The 24461-nt window shown below is 54.5% G+C and carries 19 protein-coding genes; 16 read left to right on the top strand and 3 right to left on the bottom strand.

All coding sequences use genetic code 11. The features are described from left to right. Positions 1-12: 12 nt before the first annotated feature. The 4 genes from GYMC10_RS30345 (at position 13) to GYMC10_RS30330 (ending at position 4691) form a co-directional block, all read left to right on the top strand. Positions 13-1089: a branched-chain amino acid aminotransferase gene (locus tag GYMC10_RS30345; RefSeq protein WP_015737922.1), complete on the top strand. Its 1077-nt coding sequence runs from the start codon at positions 13-15 to the stop codon at positions 1087-1089. 220 nt (positions 1090-1309) lie between these two features. Beyond that, complete coding sequence (locus tag GYMC10_RS30340) at positions 1310-2206, top strand: AraC family transcriptional regulator (RefSeq protein WP_041622075.1); 897 nt, start codon at positions 1310-1312, stop codon at positions 2204-2206. 109 nt (positions 2207-2315) lie between these two features. After that, the gene (locus GYMC10_RS30335) at positions 2316-3299 is read left to right on the top strand and encodes an N-acetylglucosamine kinase (RefSeq protein ID WP_015737920.1); all 984 of its coding nucleotides are present in this window, start codon (positions 2316-2318) and stop codon (positions 3297-3299) included. 75 nt (positions 3300-3374) lie between these two features. Beyond that, on the top strand, positions 3375-4691 hold the full coding sequence (locus tag GYMC10_RS30330; RefSeq protein ID WP_015737919.1) for a 6-phospho-beta-glucosidase: 1317 nt from the start codon (positions 3375-3377) through the stop codon (positions 4689-4691). Positions 4692-4870: 179 nt separating this feature from the next. On the opposite strand, the gene GYMC10_RS30325 is transcribed toward GYMC10_RS30330, so the two are convergent. From GYMC10_RS30325 to GYMC10_RS30315, 3 genes are all read right to left on the bottom strand, one after another. Next, positions 4871-5806 (bottom strand): SDR family oxidoreductase, encoded by a 936-nt coding sequence (locus GYMC10_RS30325; RefSeq protein ID WP_015737918.1) that lies wholly within the window; start codon positions 5804-5806, stop codon positions 4871-4873. Next, positions 5803-6900: a mannonate dehydratase gene (gene uxuA / locus GYMC10_RS30320; protein ID WP_015737917.1), complete on the bottom strand. Its 1098-nt coding sequence runs from the start codon at positions 6898-6900 to the stop codon at positions 5803-5805. Before uxuA ends, GYMC10_RS30325 begins: the two co-directional genes overlap by 4 nt. 115 nt (positions 6901-7015) lie before the next feature. After that, the gene (locus tag GYMC10_RS30315; RefSeq protein WP_009592701.1) at positions 7016-7693 is read right to left on the bottom strand and encodes a GntR family transcriptional regulator; all 678 of its coding nucleotides are present in this window, start codon (positions 7691-7693) and stop codon (positions 7016-7018) included. An 87-nt stretch (positions 7694-7780) separates the two neighbouring features. On the opposite strand from GYMC10_RS30315, the gene uxaC reads away from it, so the two are divergent. The 12 genes from uxaC (at position 7781) to GYMC10_RS30255 (ending at position 24388) form a co-directional block, all read left to right on the top strand. Then, positions 7781-9184, top strand: a complete 1404-nt coding sequence (uxaC, locus tag GYMC10_RS30310; protein WP_015737916.1) for a glucuronate isomerase — start codon at positions 7781-7783, stop codon at positions 9182-9184. 112 nt (positions 9185-9296) lie between these two features. Beyond that, a complete protein-coding gene (locus tag GYMC10_RS30305; protein WP_015737915.1) occupies positions 9297-10898 on the top strand; it encodes a response regulator transcription factor in 1602 nt (533 codons plus the stop codon). Further along, the gene (locus GYMC10_RS30300) at positions 10895-12637 is read left to right on the top strand and encodes a sensor histidine kinase (protein WP_015737914.1); all 1743 of its coding nucleotides are present in this window, start codon (positions 10895-10897) and stop codon (positions 12635-12637) included. Before GYMC10_RS30305 ends, GYMC10_RS30300 begins: the two co-directional genes overlap by 4 nt. Before the next feature lie 239 nt (positions 12638-12876). Then, the gene (locus GYMC10_RS30295) at positions 12877-14562 is read left to right on the top strand and encodes an ABC transporter substrate-binding protein (RefSeq protein ID WP_015737913.1); all 1686 of its coding nucleotides are present in this window, start codon (positions 12877-12879) and stop codon (positions 14560-14562) included. A gap of 91 nt (positions 14563-14653) precedes the next feature. After that, positions 14654-15694, top strand: a complete 1041-nt coding sequence (locus GYMC10_RS30290; RefSeq protein ID WP_015737912.1) for an ABC transporter permease — start codon at positions 14654-14656, stop codon at positions 15692-15694. Positions 15695-15746: 52 nt separating this feature from the next. Beyond that, positions 15747-16682 carry a carbohydrate ABC transporter permease gene (locus GYMC10_RS30285; RefSeq protein WP_015737911.1) on the top strand — a complete coding sequence of 312 codons (936 nt, stop codon included), beginning with the start codon at positions 15747-15749 and terminating at the stop codon, positions 16680-16682. A 164-nt stretch (positions 16683-16846) separates the two neighbouring features. Next, positions 16847-17863 (top strand): endo-1,4-beta-xylanase, encoded by a 1017-nt coding sequence (locus tag GYMC10_RS30280; RefSeq protein WP_015737910.1) that lies wholly within the window; start codon positions 16847-16849, stop codon positions 17861-17863. Between the two features lie 193 nt (positions 17864-18056). Beyond that, positions 18057-20135, top strand: a complete 2079-nt coding sequence (locus tag GYMC10_RS30275) for an alpha-glucuronidase family glycosyl hydrolase (protein WP_015737909.1) — start codon at positions 18057-18059, stop codon at positions 20133-20135. A gap of 245 nt (positions 20136-20380) precedes the next feature. Continuing rightward, positions 20381-20704, top strand: a complete 324-nt coding sequence (locus GYMC10_RS30270) for a metal-sensitive transcriptional regulator (RefSeq protein WP_009592707.1) — start codon at positions 20381-20383, stop codon at positions 20702-20704. Positions 20705-20989: 285 nt separating this feature from the next. Continuing rightward, positions 20990-21190 carry a cation transporter gene (locus GYMC10_RS30265; protein WP_015737908.1) on the top strand — a complete coding sequence of 67 codons (201 nt, stop codon included), beginning with the start codon at positions 20990-20992 and terminating at the stop codon, positions 21188-21190. 36 nt (positions 21191-21226) lie between these two features. Continuing rightward, the gene (locus GYMC10_RS30260; RefSeq protein WP_015737907.1) at positions 21227-23659 is read left to right on the top strand and encodes a heavy metal translocating P-type ATPase; all 2433 of its coding nucleotides are present in this window, start codon (positions 21227-21229) and stop codon (positions 23657-23659) included. A gap of 87 nt (positions 23660-23746) precedes the next feature. Then, positions 23747-24388, top strand: coding sequence for a nitrite reductase (locus tag GYMC10_RS30255; RefSeq protein ID WP_015737906.1), 642 nt, complete (start codon positions 23747-23749; stop codon positions 24386-24388). Positions 24389-24461 lie beyond the last annotated feature (73 nt).

Genomic DNA, 24461 nt, shown 5'->3' with positions numbered 1-24461 from the left:
AGATGTGTGCACATGACTTACGCGATATCCGTGGAATTAACGACCACCCCGAAGGAGAAGCCGAGCCATCATAAACAGGCTTTCGGCACGGTATTTACGGATCATATGTTTATTCTGGACTATGACGCCGGCAAAGGCTGGCACGACCCGCGCGTCGTCCCGTACCAACCGATCGAACTTGACCCTGCCGCCAAAGTATTTCACTACGGCCAGACCGTATTCGAAGGCCTGAAGGCTTACCTGACGGAAGATCAGCGAATTCTCATGTTCCGTCCGAACAAAAATATTCAGCGGCTGAACCTGTCCAACCAGCGCCTGAGCATTCCGACATTGGACGAAGGGCTTGTGATGGAAGCGCTCAAGCAGCTCGTGCTCGTGGATCGCGACTGGATTCCTTCCGAGCCGGGCACATCGCTCTATATCCGTCCGTTTGTCATCGCAACCGAGCCCGTGCTCGGCGTAGCGCCGTCGCTGCAATACAAGTTCATGATCATCCTGTCGGTGGTCGGTTCGTATTATGCGGAAGGCATCAATCCGGTCAGCATCTACGTGGAGCCGAAATACGTGCGTGCCGTTGCCGGGGGCGTGGGCAATGCCAAGACGGCCGGCAACTATGCGGCAGGTTTGAAAGCGCAGGATGAAGCCACCCTAAAAGGGTATTCGCAGGTGCTGTGGCTCGATGGCGTGCACCGCAAATATATCGAGGAAGTCGGCAGCATGAACGTGTTCTTCAAGATCGGCGATAAGGTGATAACGCCTGCGCTGAACGGAAGCATCCTGGATGGGGTTACCCGGAACTCCGTCATCCAGCTGCTGCAGCATTGGAACATCCCCGTGGAAGAGCGGGCCCTTTCCATCGATGAAATCGTGGAGGCTCACCGCAGCGGCTTGTTGACCGAGGCTTTCGGCACCGGCACGGCAGCGGTGATATCGCCGATCGGTTCACTGGAATGGCAGGAGGAGCAATTGGTGATTGGCGAGGGAGCGACCGGCGAGCTTTCCAAACGCGTTTATGATGCCATCACGGGCATCCAGCTCGGAACCGTTGAGGATCCGTTCGGCTGGACGGTTGAACTTCCATTATCTTAATGCACCTGTAAGGATCCGCCCCAGGCATACTTGGGGGCGGATCCTTTTTTTTCACGGGCAAGAATAAGGCTTCCGTGGTTTACCTTCTATCTCGCCGCAGCTTGCGGTTTAATCATCTGAGCGTAAACGTCGCTCCATGTTTTTCTTAAGAGAGGCGCTCATGTTACGATGTGAGTACATCGTTGACACGTTATTTACGAGGCATGGAGGTGCAATTGAAGTGAATCGTCCGCAAAGCGTCGTTCCGGACGCCATAGATTTTTCGAACGCTGCCTTTCCGTTTACCGCGTCGACCACGCACGGCATATTCGCCGGAGCCCAGCGCCTGCATTGGCATCATGCGTTGGAGCTTAACTATATTCAAGGCGGAACCGGTTTTATTCTGATCAACGGGATGAAGCTCCCGTTTCGGCAGGGGGATATCATATTCATCAACAGTAATGATCTGCATCGCGCGTATGAGACCGAGAACCTGGTCATGGACGTCATTATGTTCGAGCCCTCCCTGCTGTCCATCGATCTCAAGTTCGATCCGGACCTGATGGCTCCCTTCCGCTCGCTCGGAAACGTAGACAGGCAATCTCCGGTGCACGATGAACTGGCCCGGCTGCTTCGGCGCATGATGGAGGAGTATAAAGCCCGGGGGACCTCTTATATGAGCCTGATCCGTTCGGATCTCATTCGTTTCCTGAGCTTGGCGAACCGCCATCTGTCGTCTCCGGCTCAGGAGCACAGGCCGATCAAGGGCAGGGGGATGCACGCGTTAAAAGAAGTACTGCGCACGATGGAGCTTCATCTGGACTACGGCTGGACGCTGCAGGAGCTGTCGGATTTAACGCATCTGAGCCCTTCCCGGTTCAGCGCCCTGTTCCAGCAGGCGGTCGGAACCTCACCGCATCATTATCTGATCCAGCTGCGCTTGACCCATGCCGTGCACCTGTTGGAGACGACGGACCAGAAGATTATCGAGATCGCGGAAACCTGCGGGTTCCGGAATCTGTCCAATTTCAATCGTCTGTTCAAGCAGCATGTCGGGGCTTCGCCAAGCGAGATCCGGGAGCGCGCTTATGCAGGCAGTCCCATGATCCCCTCCGCCACGAGTTCCAAGAAACAGTAAGATAGTATCACTCCTTGATCGTATAACAGTAGATGGCAACCTGTGGAAGCGGTATCTTAAACATATACCACCACATGACGCCGCCGTTAGGCGGGTAGGAGTGAAGTCCATGAGTTTGTATCTGGGCGTGGATGCCGGCGGCAGCAAAACACACGCCGTCATCTGCGATGAACAAGGGAATATCCTTGGCAAGGGAGCGTCCGGCAACGGCAATCACCAGATTCACCGTGAGCATGCGGCCCGTAACATTGAGGAGGCCTGCAACCGGGCGCTTCAAGAGGCTGGAGCTGCCAAGGAAGATATCAGTTATGCCTATTTCGGCCTGGCCGGAGCCGATCGGGAAGCCGATTACGAGATCCTGCGCCCGATGATCGGGGCGCTCGGATATCCGAGACATGCTATCGCATGCGATACCATCATCGGGATGAGGGCGGGAACGAGCCGTCCGTATGGCGCCGCATTGATCTGCGGTACGGGCTTCAACAGCGCCGCCCGTAACCGTGCGGGGGAAGAGCTGCAGTATGGCGGCTTCGGTTTCTTGTACGGGGATGGATACGCTGGCGGATCGGGGTTTGCTACGCTTGCCTTCCGGGCGGTTATTCGGGCCTGGGATGAGCGGGGACCGGCAACCTTGTTGACGTCGCTCGTTCTGGAGCAGATGGGATATACGTCCGTCGAACCGATGTATGAGGATGTCCTCTACGGCAGGACGAAGGTTCCGCCAAGTCTGGTGAAGACACTGTTTCAGGCGGCTGAAGCGGGCGACGAGGTGGCTACCTGGATTCTCGAGAACGAAGGCGAGGAGCTGGCCAATGCGGTATGCACGCTGATCCGGCGGCTGGACATGGCGGACGAAGCCTTCGACATCGTTTACATCGGCAGCGTGCTGAACAGGCCGAACAGCTCGATCCTGACGGATGCAATCGAACGGATCGTTGCGGTCCGGGCACCCCATGCATCCTGCGTAAGGCTGACATCCGATCCGGTTTCCGGCGCGCTGCTGTGCGCGATGGATGCCGACGGTCATGCCGTTGATGTTGAGACGGAGGCCAAACTGAAAGCATTTACGTTTGAGCAGGCAACCACAGCCTGATCAGCAGATTGTGGTAATAGAGCGCAATAGATCCGGATCGAAACGGATTGATATCATACCTTGGAGGCGATTAACGTGGCAGCAGGATTGAAGATAGCGGTCATCGGGGGAGGTTCCTCCTATACCCCGGAAATTGTAGAAGGTTTCATTCGCAATTATGAGCAAATGCCGATTCGCGAACTATGGTTCGTTGATATTGAAGAAGGTAAGCATAAGCTGGAGATCGTGGGCAATTTGGCCAAACGCATGGTCAAGGAGTCGGGTCTGCCGATCGAGGTTCACCTGACGCTGGATCGGAGGCAGGCGATTGCGGGTGCCGATTTCGTGACGACCCAGATGCGCGTCGGCTTGCTGGCGGCACGCAAGCAGGATGAGCATATTCCGATTAAACACGGCGTCATCGGCCAGGAGACGACGGGCCCGGGAGGCATGCTGAAGGCGCTGCGCACGGTACCGGTGATTCTGGACATTTGCAGCGATATCGAAGAGCTGGCACCGAATGCGTGGATGCTGAACTTCACGAATCCGGCAGGCATCGTCACCGAGGCGGTTGCGAAGCACAGCAAGGTCAAATCCGTCGGTCTGTGCAACTCCCCGATTAACTTTCAGAAGTTCCTGGCGGCGGAGTACCGCGTGTCGGAGAGGGACGTTCTGGCCGAGTTCGTCGGGATCAACCATCTCCATTGGGTGACGTCGGCGATCGTCAACGGCGAAGAGAAAATGCCGGAGCTGCTGGACGGCGGGAAATCGTATACGGCGAAGAACGTGCCGACCTTCGGCTGGGACGCGGATTTTATCCGTTCCCTTGGGGCGATTCCGACCTATTATCTTAAATATTTCTACATGACCGATACGATGTTCGCGGACATGAAATCCTCGCTGGAGAAGGACGGAACCCGGGCGGACGTGGTCAGCCGGGTAGAGGAGGAGCTGTTCGAGCTCTACAAGGACGAGAATTTGGCCGTGAAGCCGAAGCAGCTGGAGCAGCGCGGCGGCGCTTATTATTCCGAAGCGGCCGTCAACCTGATGACGTCCATTTATAATGACCGCCATGATATTCAGACGCTGAACGTTTCCAACGGCAATATCTACGACTTCCTGCCTGCGGATGCCAGCATCGAGATCAACTGCGTGGTTACGGGCCAAGGGCCAATACCGCTGGCGCCGCAAAAGGTTCCTTCCCATGTGAAGGGACTGATGCATGCGGTGAAAGTGTACGAACAATTGACGATCGAAGCTGCCATTACCGGCGATCGCGGCATTGCGCTGCAGGCGCTGGTGCATCATCCGCTGGTGCCGTCCGTGACCGTAGCGAAGCAGCTGCTCGATGAAATGCTGGAGGCGAACAAAAAATACTTGCCGGCTTTTTTTAATCCGGAGGCCGTGGTGTAACAAGATATCCAGGGCAACATAAAGTGAAAACATAAAAAACGAGCCTCAGCATGGCGCTGAAGCTCGTTTTTTATGTTTTCCTTGCAGGCTTAACCTCTAAGACTGACGGACAGCAGCGGAATGCCGCGGTCCGAAGATCGGTGCCGCAGATCGATTCACGCGGCCAGCGCTGCCATCCGTTATACGCCTGAATATGCCATGAAGCCGCCGTCCACGGGAATGACCGTTCCCGTAACGAAGCCGGAGGTCTGATCGTCCACGAGCCAGAGCAGGGTGCCGAGCAGATCCTCCGGCACGCCGAACCGCCTCATGGGGGTATGGGAGATGATTTTATGAGACCGCTCGGTTAATGAACCGTCGCTATGGGTCAGCAGATTGCGGTTCTGCTCGGTCAGGAAGAAGCCCGGCGCAATCGCGTTCACGCGAATGCCGGATTCCGCGAGATGTACGGACAGCCACTGCGTAAAGTTGTTGATGGCCGCTTTGGCTGCACTGTAAGCCGGGACCTTGGTCATCGGGCTGGGTGCGCTCATGGACGAGATATTCAGCACGACGGCCCCGGGACGTCCCAGCATCCCTTCCGCAAAGACTTGCGTCGGTATCAGCGTGCCGATGAAGTTCAAATCGAATACGCTGCGGAAGCCCGGTACGCTTAACCCGAAGAAGGTTGTCACATCGGACTGCCCCACATCTTCCGGACGGAAAATCTCGTTGGTTGTATTCGCGTCTTTCCGATTGCCGCCGGCTCCGTTAATCAGGATATCGCAGGGTCCGAAAGACTCGCGCACAGCTTTTTCCGCTTGCCGAACGCTTTCCACATCCGTTACATCGCAGGGAACGGCAATCGCCGTACCGCCGGCAGCCGTAATTTCATCGGCCACCTGCTGCCCTTTCTCGGCCGTACGGTTCAAGACGGCCACCTTGGCACTTTGCCGCCCCAGCTCAAGAGCCATCGCCCGGCACAATACGCCGGAGCCGCCCGTAATGACAACCGTCTTCCCGTTTAATGACGGATGAATGGGAAGGGATGGCGTCGCTTGCGGTGCGGATTCAACAGAAGCTCCGCTTGATTCGGCTTCGGATGTACCTGCTGCACGGATATTTACCTCACTCATTGTACGGCCTCCTTCAGCTCGGCTGGACTTCCCGCGCGCTCCCGGCTGTAAGCGTCCCACAGCCCCCAGAGATACATAATGCCCAAGGCGCGGTCATACAGGCCGTAACCCGGACGGCACTGCTCGCCCCAGATATGCCGCCCGTGATCGGGCCTTACGTATCCGGTGAAACCGTTGTCATGATAGGCCTGCACAATGCCGGAAATATCGACGGTGCCGTCCTCGGTACGATGGGACGTTTCGATGAAATCGCCGTTCTCGTAGACGCGTACGTTCCGGATATGCGCGAACGGAATCCGGTCGTGGAACTCATGGATCATGGAGACGATGTCATTGTCAGGATTGGCGCCTAGCGAGCCGCTGCACAGGGTCAGGCTGTTCGCCGGGCTATCATACAGCTGCAGGAATCTCCGGAGATTTTCCTGGCTGGTGATGACCCGCGGCAGGCCGAAGATCGGCCAAGGCGGATCATCCGGGTGAATGGCCATTCGGATGCCGTTCTTCTCGGCAGCCGGGATGACGGCGCTCAAGAAATATTCGAGGTTGCTCCACAAGTCCTCCTCGGTAACGCCGCGGTACGCTTCGAACAGGGAGGTCAGATGCGCCAAACGCTCCGGCTCCCAGCCCGGCATGGTAAGCGCGCTGTTCCGGTTGATCGTCTGAACCAGCTCCATCGGATCGATGCCGTGGATTTTGGCCTTCTCGAAGAAGAGGGCTGTCGAACCATCGGGGGTCTGTTTATGAAGATCGGTTCTAGCCCAATCGAAGACCGGCATGAAATTGTAGCAGATGACTTTGACACCGACCTGGCCCAATTTCTCAATCGTCCGGATGTAGTTGGCTATGTACTGATCCCGGGAAGGAAGGCCGAGTTTGATGTCTTCGTGCACATTCACGCTTTCCACGACGTCAATATGAAGCCCGTACGCTTTGGCCTGGTCCGCAATTTCCTCAATTCGCTCCATCGGCCATTCCTCGCCGACAGGAATATCGTGAAGTGCCCATACGATGCCCTCCACGCCGGGGATTTGTCTAATCTGATCCAGCGAGACCGTATCGTTGCCCTCGCCGAACCATCTGAATACCATGCGCATTTCTTCACCGTCCTTTACAAGTTTAAGGAGTTAACGCACTGCTGGGAATTTTGCAGTTACGAGTGTAACGCCAAGATGAAGCCGTGACGAATAAGGGTCTTTTGCGGGTAACGGCTTATTTGAAATAATCGGGATGCTTCTCTTTCAGCACGGCCAGATTGGAGATAATCAGGCTCAGATGCTGCTGCATTTCACGTTCGGCATGATCGGCGTCATGACGCGAAATCGCGTCCGCGATCTCCCGATGCTGCTCGTACAGGTTGGTCCAATTCGGATCGGCAGACAGCCATAACATCCGGCTCCGGTTCAGATGAGCGTTCATCTGCTGCAGCACGTTCCATGTGCCGACCTTGCGGCAGCCTTCAAACAGAATACGGTGGAAGGCCTCATCCAGCTCAAACATGTGCTTGCCGTCATGCTTCTCGATGCTCTCGCGCTGCTCGGACAGATTTCGCTCCAGCTCGGCGAATTTCTCTTCGGGGAAGCTTTCGCAGGCAAGCCGGACGACGGCCTTCTCCAGCTGCTCGCGCATGAAGCGCGCTTCCTCGACCAGCTCCGAATCGATGAGCGAGACGCGCGTGCCGCGCTGGGGAAGCACGACCACAAGGTCCTCCTGGGCCAGGCGGACGAAGCTTTCCCGCACCGGCGTCCGGCTGACTTCGAAGGAAAGGGAAACCTCCTTCTCGGACAGAGCCGTTCCCGGGGGCAGCTCGAGACTGACAATCTGCTGCTTCAGCCGGGAGTACACGATATGTCCGGCCGATCCTGGCTGTAATCGCAAAGATTCTACCACTGCATCACCTCCTAATGTATTCCATACTACCATACTTGTATGGTAGTATGGAACTGAAAATCGAAATAAGAATCGGAGGGGAACCACATGAGCCGTTTGGACACGGAGAATCTGCTGCTGAACAGCAACAGCGCGAAGAAACTTTATTATGATTATGCGGAAGGGATGCCGATATTCGATTACCACAACCATCTGAACCCGAAGGATATTGCCATCAACCGGCAGTTTGATAACCTGACGGAGCTATGGCTGGAGGGGGACCATTACAAATGGAGGGCAATGCGCTGGCTTGGCGTCGACGAAGAGCTGATTACAGGCAGCGTCAGTCCTGAAGCGAAGTTTATGGCCTGGGCGGCATGCGTTCCGCGATTGGTCGGCAATCCGCTCTATCACTGGACCCATCTGGAGCTGACCCGCTATTTCGGGATTCAAGAGCGGTTGACTGCGGAGAATGCCAAGGAGATCTGGGACGCTTGCAATGAGCAGCTGAAGGTTCCTGCCTTGCGGGCAGGCGGAATTTTGGAAAAATTCAAGGTCAACGTGGCCTGCACGACGGATGATCCCGTCGATTCGCTGGAGTTTCACCGGGCCATTCGGGATCAGGGGGAATTGTCCACCGTCGTGGCCCCTGCATTTCGGCCGGACCGGGTACTGGATATCGCGAACGCGGACTTCCCCTCCTATGCACGGACGCTGGGAACAACGGCCGGTATAGCCGTGGACACCTATCAGGGATTGCTGGATGCCCTGCAGGATCGGACCCAATATTTCCATGACCATGGCTGCCGCCTGTCGGATCACGGCTTTGGCGTTTTTCCTTATGAACAGGCCGACGTTAAAGAAGTTGCGGACATTTACGGCAAAGCCATCGACGGAGGCAGCTTAACCCCGCTCGAGGAACGGAAATACCGCACCCATACCCTGCTCAAGCTGGGGGAGATGTATTATGCCAAGGGCTGGACCATGCAGCTGCACATTGGGGCGACTCGGAACAATAATGCGCGCATGTTCGCGAAGATCGGCAAGGACAGCGGGTATGACTCGATTCTCGATTTCCATCTGGCGGAAAGCCTGAACGGATTCCTGAGCAGGCTCGACAGGAACGATCAGCTGCCGAAAACCATTGTGTACAGCCTGTATTCCTCGCATTACGAAATGATCGCTACCACGATCGGGAATTTCCAGTCGGCCGGCGTCGAGGGCAAGCTTCAGCTCGGTTCCGCTTGGTGGTTCCACGATCAGAAGGAAGGGATGCTGAAGCAGCTCACCGCGCTGTCTTCCATGGGGCTGATCAGCACCTTTGTCGGCATGCTGACCGATTCCAGGAGCTTTATGTCGTTCCCGCGGCATGAATATTTCCGGAGAGTGCTGTGCCGCCTGTTCGGCGATTGGATCAAGGAAGGGGAACTGCCCGCGGATTATGAATATATCGGTGCCATCATCCAGGATATTTGCTACCACAATGCCGAGCGATATTTTCAAATTCATTGACAATTGCGTGCAGAGCATGAACAATAGATTTACTATATGAAAGCGTTTGCTGATGAACCGATAGAAGATCTGTTACAGGCAGATGTGCGCGAAAAGGCGAGGGGGACATACCGTGCAAGGGAACCGGGCGATATTGGTGGATGACGAGGTGTTTACGCGCAAAGGGCTTCTGAAGCTGATTGATTGGGAAGCCTGCGGCTTTCACATTGTGGATGAGGCGGATAACGGGGAAGACGCGCTGGAACTGATTGAACGGCTTCGGCCGGATGTGGTCATCACCGATATCCGCATGCCGGTGCTGGATGGACTCGAGCTGATCCGACGCGTCGTCACGGACGATATCGTGAAGCCGTATTTCATTATTGTAAGCGGATACGATGACTTCAACTATGCCCAGCAGGCTGTCCGTTACGGGGTGCATGATTTCATTCTGAAACCGATTGACGAGACGGAATTCAGTCAGGCGCTGGTCCGGCTCAGCGAACGGCTGGAGTCGGACCGCGAGGCACGCTCGCGGGAAGAGAAGCTGTTGTCGGGCGCCTTGATGGAATCGCTCATTATAGGGGAGGCGGATGAGAGTCTGCTGCAGGAATGGGAGTTGCGTCTTGAACTCCGGCCGGAAGACCGTCTGTTCTATGTCTTTGTCGAACGGAACGACCATCCGCCGGCTTCGGCTAACGACAACGACGGAGGCGACTTCAAGGACAGGGTGGAATCGGCCCTTCTTGCGATTTCTAATGGAGAACAGCCCTTCTATCTGCATGAGCACCGGAACCGGATCGGCATCATCGTTCCGGGAAGCATCCTGCAATCGTTCCAGGGGTGTCAGCGGGGATTTGCTAGGCGCCTTCAGCAATCGCTCGCCGATTCGAAGCACGAAAGAATCTTCGTCTATTTTGGCCGGCCGGTTTCACGTCTGTCCCTCGTCCAGGATGCCTACGAAACGGCCAAGCAATCACTCCTATACAAGTACATCTACGATGAGAGCGGCATCGTGATCCATGAAGAAGCCGCGGTGCATGATCTGCAATACATCGGGCTGGAGGAGCGTCTTTACCAGCAGCTGCTGGAGCAGATCGAGGAGCTGCATTTCGAGAAGCTGGAGGAGACGATTCGTTCGCTGTTCGAATCCTTCCAGGAGAAGTTGTATGCTCCCGAAGCGGTGAAGACGGCGATCAACCAATGCGTCCTGGGCGTGGTCCGTGTGCTCAGCAGCATGGACGGGGATCAGAGCCGGCTGTCCAGTCTCGAGCCGATGACCGAGTGGCATGACCGCAACTTGTCGCTTCAGGGGCTGAAGCGGTTATTCACGGATTTCGCGATTGAGAGCGCGAACTATATCGGACAGCTTCGCAAGGAACAGCACAAGGGCGGAATCCAGAAGATCCGGGCTTATATCGAGGCCCATTATCATGAGAATATCAGTCTGAAGGGCATCGCCGGGAAGTTTTACATGAACCCGGTTTATCTGGGTCAGCTGTTCAAAAAAGCGTACGGCATGTATTTTAATGATTTTTTGCTCCAGCTGCGCGTGAACGAAGCCAAGCGCTTGCTGCGCCAGACGGATCTGCGCATCTATGAGGTGGCGGAGCGGGTCGGCTTCGGCAATCCGGACTATTTCGTGACGCAATTCGAGAAGATTGAGCGGATGACGCCAAGCGAGTACCGGAACCGCTTGATGAAGGAGGCCGCGTCCGAAGGGACGAATGCATGAAGCCGAGCCTGAATAATGTCCGTCTGCGGGACAAGATGCTGCTGCTTTATTTCCTGGCCGTCTTTTTGCCGATCCTGATTACCAACCTCATCTTCTACAATGTGACGTCCGGCAGCGTAAGGGAGCAGCGGATCCAGGATATTACCGTAGCGCTTGAACAGATGAAGAACGAGTTCCGCCGTGAAGTCGAGGACGCCCTGGAGATCTCCTCGGTCTTCTACACGGACGTTCAATTGAACGAGATCGTGGAAACGGTGTACGATCATCCAGCCGATTATATCGAGGCGTATGATACTTATCTCCGCCGCATATTGAATTCGGGCAGCGCCGTATACAATTCGGTCAGCGAAATTGCGGTGTATGTCGACAATCCGACCCTGCTGTATTCCGGCGGCATCAATTATATCGATGGCCAGGTGAAGGAAGAGGCTTGGTACAAGGCGATCGCGGGCAAGAACGTAACCCAGCCGATCGTGATGCGTACGGGCAAGAACGGTCAATTGGACAGCTTCAGCATCATCCGGAGCATGAATTATTTCAGCTCCCAGGATGACCATACCAAGTATCTCAAGATTGATATGCGGATGCCCTCGATCCGGCAGATCATGAGCAATCTGAATGTGCAGGGCAAAGTGTATCTGCTGAGCGGCGCCGGAAATATCGAATACACTACGGATCCGAAGGTCGATGTCACGCAGGGCGCTGTACCGTACAGCAGCATCGCGCATGGCGACAGGTTTCTGGAGTTTCATACCGATACGTTCACGACCAACAATCTGAACACCTGGACGATCATGGCGGTGACGCCGGAGGATGTGGTGCTGCGCGATGTGCATCAGTCCTTGCGGTTCGTCATTGTGCTGACCTGCCTGAATTTTCTGCTTCCGAGCCTGGTGATTGTTTGGATCAGCCGTTCCCTTAACGTACGACTTGTACGGATTCTCAAACATATGAGGAAGGTTAAGAACCAGAATTACGACACCATCCAAGAGGCTGAGGCGCGTGACGAGATCGGTCAGCTGACGGGTGAATTCAACCGGATGACCTTGCAGCTCAAGAGTCTGATCAATGACGTGTACGTGGCGGATATCCAGAAGAAGAATTTGGAGCTGCAGCGGCGGCACGCGCAATTGAATGCGCTGCAGAGCCAGATTAATCCGCACTTCCTCTTTAATGCCCTGGAGACGATCCGCATGCGCAGCCTGATGAAGGATGAGGATGAGACGGCAAGGATCATTCATAATATGGCGAAGATCTTCCGCAATTCGCTCGTTTGGAAAAAAGACATGGTGACGCTCAAGGAGGAAGTGGAGTTCATCCATTGTTTCCTTGAAATCCAGAGATACCGGTTTGGCGACAAAATCGATTATTCGGTTCATGCTCCAGCCGAAGAGGGTCACCTGCAAATACCGAAAATGGCCATCGTCACGTTTGTGGAAAATGCCAGCATTCACGGCATCGAGCCGCTCAAGCACGGGGGGCGCATTGAAGTTCGGGTTGTGCGCGAGGGCCAATCCCTGTTCTGTACCATTCAGGATAACGGGGCAGGCATGCCCGCGGAGAAGGTGGAACGCATCTACCGTTATCTCGAGACCGAGGACGAGATGGGAGAGCGGATCGGCATACAGAATGTGATTTACCGGTTAAAGCTCTACTACGGCAGCCGGTTCCGGTTTGAAATTGACAGCTCGCCTGGACAGGGCACACGGGTCAAACTGTCCATTCCCATTGAATCATAAGGACGGCAAATCCTGCTGTGGCATTCCGAATCGGAGTGACCCTAGCAGGATTTGTTCGTTAGTCGGCGGAAGTGCAGGGGAGAAGGCTGGCTGCGGAGCTGCCATTTTTCACGGCTAAGGATACGGTTCTATAGTTTTCAAAGTATCACCTAAAGATTGACGGGTGAAAATCGTCCCAGAGCTCTCTTATAATGAAAGTGCTTACAAATTAACGAGACCGAAAGGGGTAGGTCAAGAGCATGAACAAGAAATTTTGGCTGAGCTGTCTGACCGTGGTTATGATGGTATCGCTTCTGGCAGCATGCGGCGGCAGTAAAGAGGCAGCGGATAATACACCGGCAGCCGGCGGCGAAGGCGAGAAGAAAGAAGAGAAGGTCACCTTCACCTATTTCAACGCGGCAGCCGGTAAAGACAAAAATACGAACGAAACCACCATCGGTAAAATTTTCGAAGACCAAACCGGCGTGAATTTTAAAATGGAGCATTTGGTAGGAGACGAGAACACCAAGGTGGGAACCTTCATTGCCAGTAACGACTATCCCGATGTGATTGTGCCGGGGAGCTCAATCGATAAGCTGGTCGGGGCGGGCGCCTTCATTCCGCTCAATGACCTGATCGATAAGTACGGCCCTAACATCAAGCGGGTGTACGAGCCTTATTACAACCTGATGAAAGCCGAGGACGGCAACATTTACTTCCTGCCGCTGAGCGCGGTTGTTGGAGAGTACACGTCGGCTCCGAATATCGAGCAAGGAGCATTCTGGATTCAACGCCGCGTCCTGAAGGAAGCGGGTTATCCGAAAATCAAGACCTTCGACGAGTACCTGGCCCTGATTCGCGACTACGTGAAGAAACATCCGGAGGAAGGCTTGACCGGATATCTGGCACTGACGACGCAGGATAAATTTTTTGCCCTGACCAATGCCCCGATGCACTTGGCCGGCTATCCGAACGACGGCGGCATCATCATCGACATGGAGACTCACGTAGCGAATGATTACGCCGACGACGACATTACGAAGCGGTACCTGCAGGAGCTGAACAAGCTGAATGCGGAAGGCCTGTTCGATAAATCCTCTTTCGTGGACAACTATGATCAATACCTTGCCAAACTGACTTCCGGTAAGGTGCTTGGCTTCTTCGATTATCGATGGCAGGTAGGCCAAGCGATGAACAATCTGCGCGAAACAGCCAGTAAATCGGGTAACGACGATCTTGAATATATGGCGCTGCCGATCGTATACGATGAGAATACCAAGGATCAGTATCTGGATCCGCCATCCTTTGTGAACAACCGCGGCGTCGGGATCTCCGTCAGCGCGAAGGATCCGGAGCGCATTGTGAAGTATTTCAACAACCTGCTGACGGACGAGAACCAGATTCTGTCGAACTGGGGCATCAAGGACGAGACGTATTCCGTCGATGAGAACGGCCGCTTCTACCGTACGGAAGAGCAGATTGCACAGACCAATACGGAAGCCTTCCGCGAATCGTTCGGTTTCAAGTACTTTGAATACAACTGGCCTCGTTACGGCAACGGATCTACGCTTCCTGACGGTAATTCCGTGGGTGCGGGACGCCAGCCTGAGGTTGCCAAAATGTCCTACTCCGAACCGGACAAGACATTGCTTGAAGCATACGACATCGATTCCTTCTCGCAATTGTTTGCGGCACCGGACGACCGTCCTTGGTACCCGGCTTGGAGCATTCCGATCGATCAGGGCTCGCCGGCCCAAATCTTCACGCAGAAGAAAAGCGATTTGCAGCGTAAATACTTCCCGAAACTGGTTCTTGCCAGCCCTGCAGAGTTTGACGGCATCTGGAACGAATACGTGGGCGAGTTCGGCAAGCTGGACGTGAAGGGATACGAGGATCTGATCACCGAGGAAGTAGCCAAGAAAATCGCAAATGCCCAAGGACAATAATAGATGAAGGAGAGGCGAACAAGGGCGGACCGCCGAAATGGCCCAGATCCGTCCCTCCTCTTCTAGGGCTGGATAGGAAGGAGAAGAAACCGTGGATAAGGCGAACCCGATTGGACCTGCAGAGACCACGGCGCTACGTGAAACGCCGGCGGTATCGAAAGGTTTCTTCAATAAACAACGAAAAAACGATACTGGTTTGAATCATGAACGGCCATCAGGCGAAAAAAGCTTCTTCCGGAAGCTGCTGCAGCAGAAGGCGCTGGTCTTCATGTCGATTCCTTTTTTGATATGGTTGTTTGTCTTTAAGTACATGCCGCTGTGGGGCTGGACCATCGCGTTTCAGGATTTTAAACCGGCGAAGAAGATATTCGATCAGGAATGGGTAGGCCTGCAGCATTTTACCTTCCTGTTTCAGGACGAACACTTCCTCCGGGTCATGCGCAACACGCTCGCCATGAGCTTCATCAACCTTGTCTTAGGGTTCGTGACGGCGATTGTGTTAGCGATTCTGCTTAATGAACTGCGTAATTTGATGTTCAAACGGGTCGTGCAGACGATCAGTTATTTGCCCCATTTCATCTCTTGGGTTGTGGCTGCGAGCATTATTTCGACGGCCTTGTCCGCAGACGGCGGGATTATCAATGAACTCCTCATGTGGTTCGGGATCATTAAGGAACCGATCCTATGGCTTGGGGAAGGGGAATATTTCTGGGGAATACTCGGTGTTTCGGAAGTATGGAAGAATGTCGGCTGGAACACCATTATATATTTGGCAGCCATGACGATGATCGATCCCTCGCAGTACGAGGCGGCGGAAATCGATGGCGCCGGGCGCTTTCAACGGATCTGGAACATCACCTTGCCGGGTCTGAAGCCGGTATTCATCATCCTGCTGATCATGAATATCGGCAACCTGCTCGAATCCGGTTTTGAACCGCAATACTTGCTTGGCAACGGCATGAACGTGGATTATTCCGAGAACCTGGATATTTTCGTGCTGAAATACGGTATTCAGATGGGCAACTTCTCGCTCTCGATTGCAGCCGGCATGTTCAAGACGGTCGTCAGCTTCATACTCTTGTTCACGGCTAACCATATCGCGAAGAGACTGGGCGAAGATCGATTGTTCTAAGCGAAAGCTTGCGAGGACCGTTCTCTATCAGAAAACGTACAGGAGGATTCATATGGCGAAGATTTCAGATGCACCGCGAGCCCATGCCCGGTTCAAGTCTCCCGCGGACCGGTTATTCGATACCTTTAACATAGTCTTCATGATCTGTCTCATGATTGTCACGCTGTACCCGTTCATCAATACGCTCGCGGTTTCCTTCAACAATGCGACGGATTCGGTGAAAGGCGGCATTTATTTATGGCCGCGGGATTTCACGTGGGAGAATTATAAATATGTATTTAACGAAGCCACGATATTCCACGCTACCTTCATCTCGGTTCTGCGTACGCTGATCGGTACGGTTACTTCCGTATTTTGCTGTGCCATGGTGGCCTACACGATCAGCCGTCCGGAATACGTGCTGCGCAAATTCGTGTCGATCGCCTTCATTTTGACCATGTATTTCAGCGGCGGTTTGATTCCGAATTTCCTGCTGATTCGCGAATTGGGCATGCTGGGCACCTTCTCGGTGTACATCATTCCGGGCCTGATCGGCGTATTCAACGTCATCGTCATCCGCTCCTTCATCGAGGGATTGCCTGAGGGGATCCTGGAATCGGCCCGGATCGACGGCGCCGGCGAATTCACGACCTTCCTGAAAATCGTGCTTCCGCTGTGCGTGCCCGTGCTGGCCACGGTATCGCTGTTTACGGCAGTATCCCAGTGGAACTCCTGGTTCGACGTGTTCTTGTACAACTCCTCGTACGGCGAGCTTAGCACCCTGCAATACGAGCTGATGAAGATACTTCAGAATTCCAACTCCTCGCTGAATTCGGGCAACGATTATGCAAGCCAGTTTGCAAGCTCGGAAAGCGGCGCGAATCAGGTTACGCCGACCTCCATTCGGGCGACGATGACCATTGTGGCCAGCGTGCCGATCATTCTGGTGTACCCGTTCCTGCAAAAATACTTCGTGCAAGGGATGACCCTTGGCGGGGTGAAAGGTTAAGCCGCGGGAGTTGCTAAAGATGTACGTCGTGCGCACTGCTCCATGGTGCACACGGTGCGTGGTCCGCGGCATGTCTGGATGCCCGTCGACCAACGGATGCCGCCGCATCACGATCATCAACCATCAATCTTGCTATTATCTTTAATTCTAAGGAGGGATTGGATATGTCCAACACGCAGCGAAGTGAACCCAGGCTTAAGGAGATGTTCGCGGATGACTTTCTCATTGGAGCGGCCGTGAACCCGAGGACGATCGAAACGCAGGAGGAATTGCTAGCGTACCATTTCAACAGCATTACGGCGGAAAATGAAATGAAGTTTGTCAGCGTGCACCCGGCGGAGGATACGTACACGTTCGAGGACGCGGACCGGCTTGCCGCTTTCGCCCGGAAGCATGGCATGAAGATGCGCGGCCATACGCTGGTATGGCATAACCAAACGACCGACTGGCTGTTCGAGGACAAGAACGGGGGCCTGGTGGATAAAGACACGCTGTACGAACGGCTAAAGTCGCATACCGACACGGTCGTGAAGCGGTACAAGGACGATATTTACGCCTGGGACGTCGTGAATGAGGTAATCGCCGATGAAGGCGCTGAACTTCTTCGTCCGTCCAAATGGCTGGACATTGCGGGTCCCGACTTTATCTCCAAGGCATTCGAGTATGCGCATGAAGCCGATCCGTCAGCCCTCTTGTTCTATAACGATTACAATGAGTCCCACCCGAATAAACAGGACAAAATCTACACGCTGGTCAAGTCTTTGCTGGATCAAGGAACTCCTGTTCACGGCGTTGGCTTGCAGGCCCACTGGAATCTGTACGATCCGGATCTTGACGATATCCGGGCGGCGATCGAGAAGTACGCGTCGCTCGGCCTGCAGCTTCAACTCACGGAGCTCGATGTGTCGATGTTCCGGTTCGACGACAAGCGGAAGGATCTGACCGAGGCGCCGGAGGAGCTGCTGGAGGCTCAAGCCAAGCGGTATGAGGCGATGTTCGGCATATTGAAGGAATACCGGGATTATATTACGTCCGTGACCTTCTGGGGTGCTGCTGATGATTACACCTGGTTGGACAATTTCCCGGTACGGGGGCGGAAGAATTGGCCTTTCCTGTTCGATGAGCGGCATCAGCCGAAACCGGCGTTTCATCGCTTGGTGGAGCGTATGGTCAAAGTGTAAGGATTTTAGGGGTTGAACCCATCATTTTAGATAACGACAGCGATAATATAGGCGGCAGAAGACGCCATCAGCTTGTCATCTAGCCGGTCCTTGTGACCGGCGTCTGCATGTTAGTCCTTAAGGAAGCAGGAGTCGAAAACAGTGAGATGCTGGGGAGAAACGTTAACCTTGGCCCAAGAAGGGGGAAATTACGTTGAACAGTACTTTATATCAAGCGTGGCTGCAGTATGCGCCCATTAAGGACGAGGAGCTTGCTGCCGCTTACAGCCGACTGTTAGGCACCGTGGTTGCGGATCTGCAGCAGTCGCGGGTGGCAAACGCTGCGATCCAGGAACTGAGGAATGCATGTCGATCCATGCTCGGCATCGTACCGCCCATCACATCCGAGGCCAAGGCTTCATCCTATTTCGAGGTGCGTATTCATGCGGCAGACGCCGAAGAGGGCACGGAAGAGATTGGGGAAGATTTGATGGGAGCGGGGAAAGCCCGGCTGGGCGCAGAGGGTTTTCGGCTGGAGCATACAGGCCATGGGCAGCAGGAGAAGCTGATCCTGACCGGCGGATCCGGGAAAGGCGTGTTATACGGGGTGTTTCATTTATTGAGATTGCTGGCATCCCACCAGCCGTTGACCGGTCTGAACATAACCGAGCAGCCTGTGAACGGAGTGCGGATGATAAATCAATGGGATAATGCCGACGGCTCGGTTGAACGGGGGTACTCGGGCAACTCGATTTTTTACGAAAACGGACGGTTCACCGAAAATCTGGATCGCGTAAGAGACTACGCCCGTCTGTTAGCTTCCGTGGGCCTGAATGCCATCTCCATTAATAACGTCAATGTGCATGAAATCGAGACGAAGTTCATTACCGCGGAATATTTGCCGACGATTGCAAAGATTGCGGATATCTTCCGGGAATATGGCATCACGCTGTACCTGAGCATAAACTTCGCCGCTCCGCTGCATATCGGCGGCGTACCCACGTCGGACCCGCTGAACGAAGAGGTTCGGCAGTGGTGGAAGGATACGGCGGATGAGATCTACGATCATATACCGGACTTCGGCGGCTTTGTGGTCAAGGCGGATTCGGAGCACCGTCCGGGCCCGTTCGCCTATGGCAGAGACCACGCCGATGGCGCCAATATGCTGGCCGAAGCGCTGGAACCGCATGGCGGGCTTGTCATCTGGCGCTGCTTCGTCTACAACTGCATGCAGGATTGGCGGGACCGCAGCACGGACCGCGCGCGGGCGGCCTATGATCATTTTACCCCGCTGGACGGACGGTTTAAGGACAATGTGCTGCTGCAGATCAAGAACGGTCCGATGGACTTCCAAGTAAGGGAGCCGGTATCCCCGCTGTTCGGCAGCATGAAAGAGACCAATCAGGTGCTGGAGTTCCAGATCGCCCAGGAATATACCGGACAGCAGCGCCACGTATGCTATTTGGTGCCGCAGTGGAAAGAGGTGCTGGATTTCGATACCTACGCGAACGGAACGGGGTCCGAGGTTAAGAAGATCGTGGACGGTTCGCTGCACGGCATGAAATACAGCGGGATCGCCGCCGTTTCCAACATCGGGAATGATGAGAACTGGACGGGTCACACCTTAGCGCAGGCGAATCTGTATGGATTCGGCCGGCTGGTCTGGAATCCGGATATGTCCGCCGAAGGGATCGCGGAGGAATGGACGAGGCTGACCTTCGGCAATGATGAGACGGTGGTCGCCGTGGTGTGCGGCATGCTGATGCAATCGTGGCCGATCTATGAAAGCTACACGTCGCCGCTCGGGGTGGGCTGGATGATTACGCCGCATACGCATTACGGACCGGATGTGGACGGTTATGAATATTCAAGGTGGGGCACCTACCATTTCGCGGATCGGGACGGTATTGGGGTGGACCGCACGGTGGCGACGGGCACGGGGTACACCGCACAGTATTTCGAGCCGAATGCGGCCCGATATGATTCGCTGGAGGAGTGTCCTGACGAGCTGCTGCTGTTCTTCCATCATGTGCCGTACTCGCATGTGCTGAAATCGGGCAAAACGGTGATTCAGCATATCTATGACACGCACTTCGAAGGTGCGGAAGCTGCGGCCGGGCTCCTGAAAGCCTGGACATCGCTCGAAGGCAAGGTCGATCTGGAGCGTTTAACCCAAGTCACCGAACGGTTAGCTGACCAGGCCGAGCATGCCAAGCATTGGCGGGACGTGATCAATACGTATTTTTACCGCAAATCCGGCGTGCCGGATGCGCAGGGGCGGACGATTTATTAATGGAGCTCAGGTTTTCCGCATGCGGAAATATAGGGGGGTGCCCCATCAGGCTGCTGGCCTGATGGGGCACCCTTTTTCATGGGCCGAAAATTATCGCGGGTACAAGCATATACTGTAGATGACATGCCCCCACGGCAAAATGATCCGCAATCTCATTCCATAAGCTGGGCTTTATAGGGTGGGGGGCTATATGATATACTAGGGTTAGAATAAGAAGAAGTAACGTGATCAAGGGGGGAATGGGTATGACAACCGAGAACCATGTACATGATGCATGCGCAGTAACCGGTGAACGGAAGAGCCATCATTCGGACAAAACGAAAAGCAATCTCATCAGCCGGTTGAACCGGATTGAAGGGCAGATCCGCGGCGTGAAGGGCTTAATTGAGAAGGATACGTACTGTGACGATGTGTTAAACCAGATCTCCTCGATCCAGTCGGCCTTGAACGGCGTCAGCAAATTGCTGCTCGAGCATCATATGAAGAGCTGCGTGGTGGAGCGCCTGCAGGAAGGCGACGATGAGGTCATTACCGAGCTGTTAACCACCATGAACAAGCTGATGAAGTAACGAAAGTTCCTGCTGGGACTACCCAATTGCGATGAATATCCATGGAGCTGCCACCTTGGGAAGGTGGCAGTAATTGTTTGTTGAAGTGCCAGAAATACCGCACGGTTATGCGGTTTCATCATAGCGCGGTTATGTTTTTCAAAAAAAATGAGAAAACCCATTGACTAATTATAGGGTAGGGGGGTATACTAACATCAAGAAATGAGAACAACGAGTTTGATAACTCATTCGGGCTTGGCTATTACAGGGCCCTAATAAATCCAATACCAAAAGGAGAGATTGATTATGGAACAGGTAACAATCAAAGTAGAAGGCATGTCCTGCATGCATTGCGTTAATTCCATCGAAGGAGCTTTAAAGAATGAGAACATCGAGGGGCACGTGGATTTGAAGGCAGGCACGGTCTCCGTGAAATATGACACAGGCAAAGTCAATTTGGATCAAATCAAAGAAATTATCGAGGAACAAGGATATAACGTAGTTTAACCAAACGGCACGAGGATGAAGAGGGGTGAGGAGAAGATGGGAGCAGAAGCAACAATGGAACAGAAGAAAACGTCGCTGCAGTTAACGGGTATGACATGTGCCGCCTGTGCGAATCGGATTGAGAAGGGTCTTAGCAAAATGGAGGGCGTCCAGGAAGCAAATGTGAATTTTGCGCTGGAAAAAGCGTCGGTTACATTTGATCCGAATGTGGTTACCGTCCAGCAGATGGAAGAGAAAATCGAAAAGCTGGGTTACGGAACAGCAAAGGAAACGGTGGACCTGCAGCTGATTGGCATGTACTGTGCGGCCTGTGCTACGAAAATCGAGAAAGTGGTTAGCCGGATGCCAGGTGTTAATCAGGCCAACGTCAATTTTGCACTGGAGACGGCCCGGGTGGAATTCAATCCCGCCGAGGTAAGCCTTAGCGATATTCAACAGCGCGTGGAGAAGCTTGGGTATCAGGCGGTTTCCAAACAGGAGACGCTTGATCAGGAAGGTCACCGCAAGGAGGCCATCACCAAGCAAAAGCGGAAGCTGCTCCTGTCGGCGATTCTGTCGCTGCCGCTGCTCTGGGCCATGGTGAGCCATTTCTCCTTCACCTCCTGGATCTGGATGCCGGATCTGTTCATGAACCCTTGGTTCCAGCTGATCCTGGCAACGCCGGTACAGTTTTTTATCGGGAAACAGTTCTATGTGGGAGCCTACAAGGCTCTCCGCAACAAAAGCGCCAATATGGACGTTCTGGTCGCACTCGGTACCTCGGCAGCCTATTTCTACAGCCTGTATTTAACGATCGATTGGGCCGCTGCCGGAGCAAACGCACACCATGGGCCTGAAATGTACTATGAAACGAGTGCGGTGCTGATCACGCTGGTCATTATGGGGAAACTGTTCGAATCTCTGGCCAAAGGCCGTACCTCAGAGGCCATTAAAACCCTGATGGGTCTTCAAGCCAAAACGGCGCTGGTCGTTCGTGACGGTCAGGAGATGACCATCCCGGTGGAACAGGTCCTGGTGGGTGATTTCGTACTGGTAAAGCCGGGTGAGAAAATTCCGGTGGACGGTAAAGTCGTGGAGGGCACTTCGGCGGTAGACGAGTCGATGCTGACCGGTGAGAGCATTCCGGTTGAGAAAAAAGCGGGCGATGCCGTCATCGGCGCCACGATTAACAAGAACGGACGCTTGACGCTTGAAGCAACGAAGGTGGGCAAAGAGACCGCTCTAGCCCAAATTATCAAGGTGGTTGAGGAAGCGCAGGGCTCCAAGGCCCCGATTCAGCGGGTGGCCGATGTCATCTCCGGCATTTTCGTTCCGATCGTGGTCGGCATTGCGATTGTTGCTTTCCTCGTATGGTACTTCTGGGTAACGCCTGGTAATTTCGCGCAATCGTTAGAAATTGCCATTGCAATCCTGGTTATTGCTTGTCCGTGCGCGCTGGGTCTGGCTACGCCGACCTCGATCATGGCCGGTTCGGGCCGCGCTGCAGAGCTGGGCGTTCTGTTCAAGGGCGGGGAGCATTTGGAGTCCACGCACAAAATCGACGCGATTATTCTGGACAAAACAGGAACGGTCACGAAAGGCAAGCCTGAACTGACCGATGTGGAAGTTGATAACATCGATCAGGAGCTGTTCCTGCGTTTGGTCGGAGCTGCCGAGAAGAGCTCCGAGCATCCGCTTGCCGAAGCGATCGTGGCCGGGATTGAGGCGAAAGGGACGAAGCTTCCGACTGCCGAGCATTTTGAGGCGATTCCAGGCTACGGCATCCAGGCCAGCGTGGAAGGACACGAAGTTCTAGTCGGTACTCGCAAGCTGATGGCACTGCATAACGTGCCGGTCGATGCGGTCCTGGCCAGAATGTCGGAGCTGGAAACCGAGGGTAAGACCGCTATGCTTACCGCGGTAGACGGCCGATATGCCGGTCTTGTGGCCGTAGCGGATACCATCAAGGAGACGTCTAAGGCTGCCGTTGCTAGGCTGAAGCAAATGGGTATTGAAGTGATCATGATTACCGGCGACAACGAACGCACGGCTCAGGCCATTGCCAAACAGGTTGGCATTGACCATGTGCTTGCCGAGGTACTGCCGGAGGGCAAAGCGGATGAAGTGAAGAAACTCCAGCAGCAGGGCAAGAAGGTCGCCATGGTCGGCGACGGCATTAACGATGCGCCGGCCCTTGCGGTTGCCGATATCGGCATGGCCATCGGCACAGGTACGGATGTGGCCATGGAAGCCGCCGACGTTACGCTGATGAAGGGCGACCTGAACAGCATTCCGGACGCCATTTACATGAGCCGCAAGACGATGAGCAACATCCGTCAGAACCTGTTCTGGGCCTTGGGCTACAACTCGCTCGGCATTCCGATTGCCGCCATTGGGCTTCTGGCGCCTTGGGTGGCCGGGGCCGCCATGGCACTTAGCTCCGTATCGGTCGTGCTGAATGCCCTTCGTCTGCAGCGGATGAAGGTATAACGGGAAGCAGGCAGGCCTTTTATATAGAATATGTTGGTAGCCAAGCAAGAAAACGATATTAGGGTGACTTGATGGGAGTGTAGACATTTGGCCATGCAAAAATTTGCTGTGACCCCCGGCTTTGAAGTGGGCGGAACGCTGTTCCGCCCGGATCAGCTGGCCGTATTGGGGTCCATCGTAGGCGATGATGCCCGCATCGAGATGACAACCTTCAAGCAGCTGTACGTGGAGATGGATGAAGAGCGGGTGGAGGAAGCCAAGGCGAAGCTGGAAGCCGCCGGACTGGAGGTACATCCCGCCGGCTTCGTCTCCAAGAGCCTGATTACCTGCAACTTTTGCCGGGGGGCGGAGGATTCGGGACTGGATGTTGCAAAGATGCTGGATGAAGCTATCGCCGACCATCCCGTACCCAATCCGCTAAAGATCGGGTACGCAGGCTGCGCGCTCGGCACCAGCGAGCCGCTGCTGAAGGATATTGCCGTTATCAAGATGCGAAATACCTACGATATCTATGTAGGCGGGGAGCCGAGAGGCTTGAAGGCTTCGCTGGCGAAGCAGCTGCATGCGGATTTAACGCCGGATCAGCTGGCCCCGATCATCCTGAAGCTGATCGCCATCTATCAGGAGCACGGTAAGAAAAAAGAGAGGTTCTCGCGTTTCGTTGAGCGCATGACACTGGATCATCTCCGCCAATCCACGCTGGAAGCGCGGATGGATACGGCAGGATGAACGAAGGACAATGAAAGGCATCACCTCAGGGGACTGACCCCATAACGTGAGACAAATTAAAAAACACCTTCAA

The sequence above is a fragment of the Paenibacillus sp. Y412MC10 genome (genome assembly GCF_000024685.1).
Classification (GTDB): domain Bacteria; phylum Bacillota; class Bacilli; order Paenibacillales; family Paenibacillaceae; genus Paenibacillus_AQ; species Paenibacillus_AQ lautus_A.
This window is presented reverse-complemented; position numbering and strand designations above follow the sequence as displayed.

What these genes read in the sequence shown, in the direction of transcription:
- GYMC10_RS30325 (WP_015737918.1), bottom strand. Translation starts at nt 5,806, where the DNA reads ATGAGTGAGGTAAATATCCGTGCAGCAGGTACATCCGAAGCCGAATCA.
- GYMC10_RS30270 (WP_009592707.1), top strand. Translation starts at nt 20,381, where the DNA reads ATGACAACCGAGAACCATGTACATGATGCATGCGCAGTAACCGGTGAA.
- GYMC10_RS30285 (WP_015737911.1), top strand. Translation starts at nt 15,747, where the DNA reads ATGGCGAAGATTTCAGATGCACCGCGAGCCCATGCCCGGTTCAAGTCT.
- GYMC10_RS30280 (WP_015737910.1), top strand. Translation starts at nt 16,847, where the DNA reads ATGTCCAACACGCAGCGAAGTGAACCCAGGCTTAAGGAGATGTTCGCG.
- GYMC10_RS30300 (WP_015737914.1), top strand. Translation starts at nt 10,895, where the DNA reads ATGAAGCCGAGCCTGAATAATGTCCGTCTGCGGGACAAGATGCTGCTG.
- GYMC10_RS30345 (WP_015737922.1), top strand. Translation starts at nt 13, where the DNA reads ATGACTTACGCGATATCCGTGGAATTAACGACCACCCCGAAGGAGAAG.
- GYMC10_RS30260 (WP_015737907.1), top strand. Translation starts at nt 21,227, where the DNA reads ATGGGAGCAGAAGCAACAATGGAACAGAAGAAAACGTCGCTGCAGTTA.
- uxaC (WP_015737916.1), top strand. Translation starts at nt 7,781, where the DNA reads ATGAGCCGTTTGGACACGGAGAATCTGCTGCTGAACAGCAACAGCGCG.
- GYMC10_RS30265 (WP_015737908.1), top strand. Translation starts at nt 20,990, where the DNA reads ATGGAACAGGTAACAATCAAAGTAGAAGGCATGTCCTGCATGCATTGC.
- uxuA (WP_015737917.1), bottom strand. Translation starts at nt 6,900, where the DNA reads ATGCGCATGGTATTCAGATGGTTCGGCGAGGGCAACGATACGGTCTCG.
- GYMC10_RS30295 (WP_015737913.1), top strand. Translation starts at nt 12,877, where the DNA reads ATGAACAAGAAATTTTGGCTGAGCTGTCTGACCGTGGTTATGATGGTA.
- GYMC10_RS30335 (WP_015737920.1), top strand. Translation starts at nt 2,316, where the DNA reads ATGAGTTTGTATCTGGGCGTGGATGCCGGCGGCAGCAAAACACACGCC.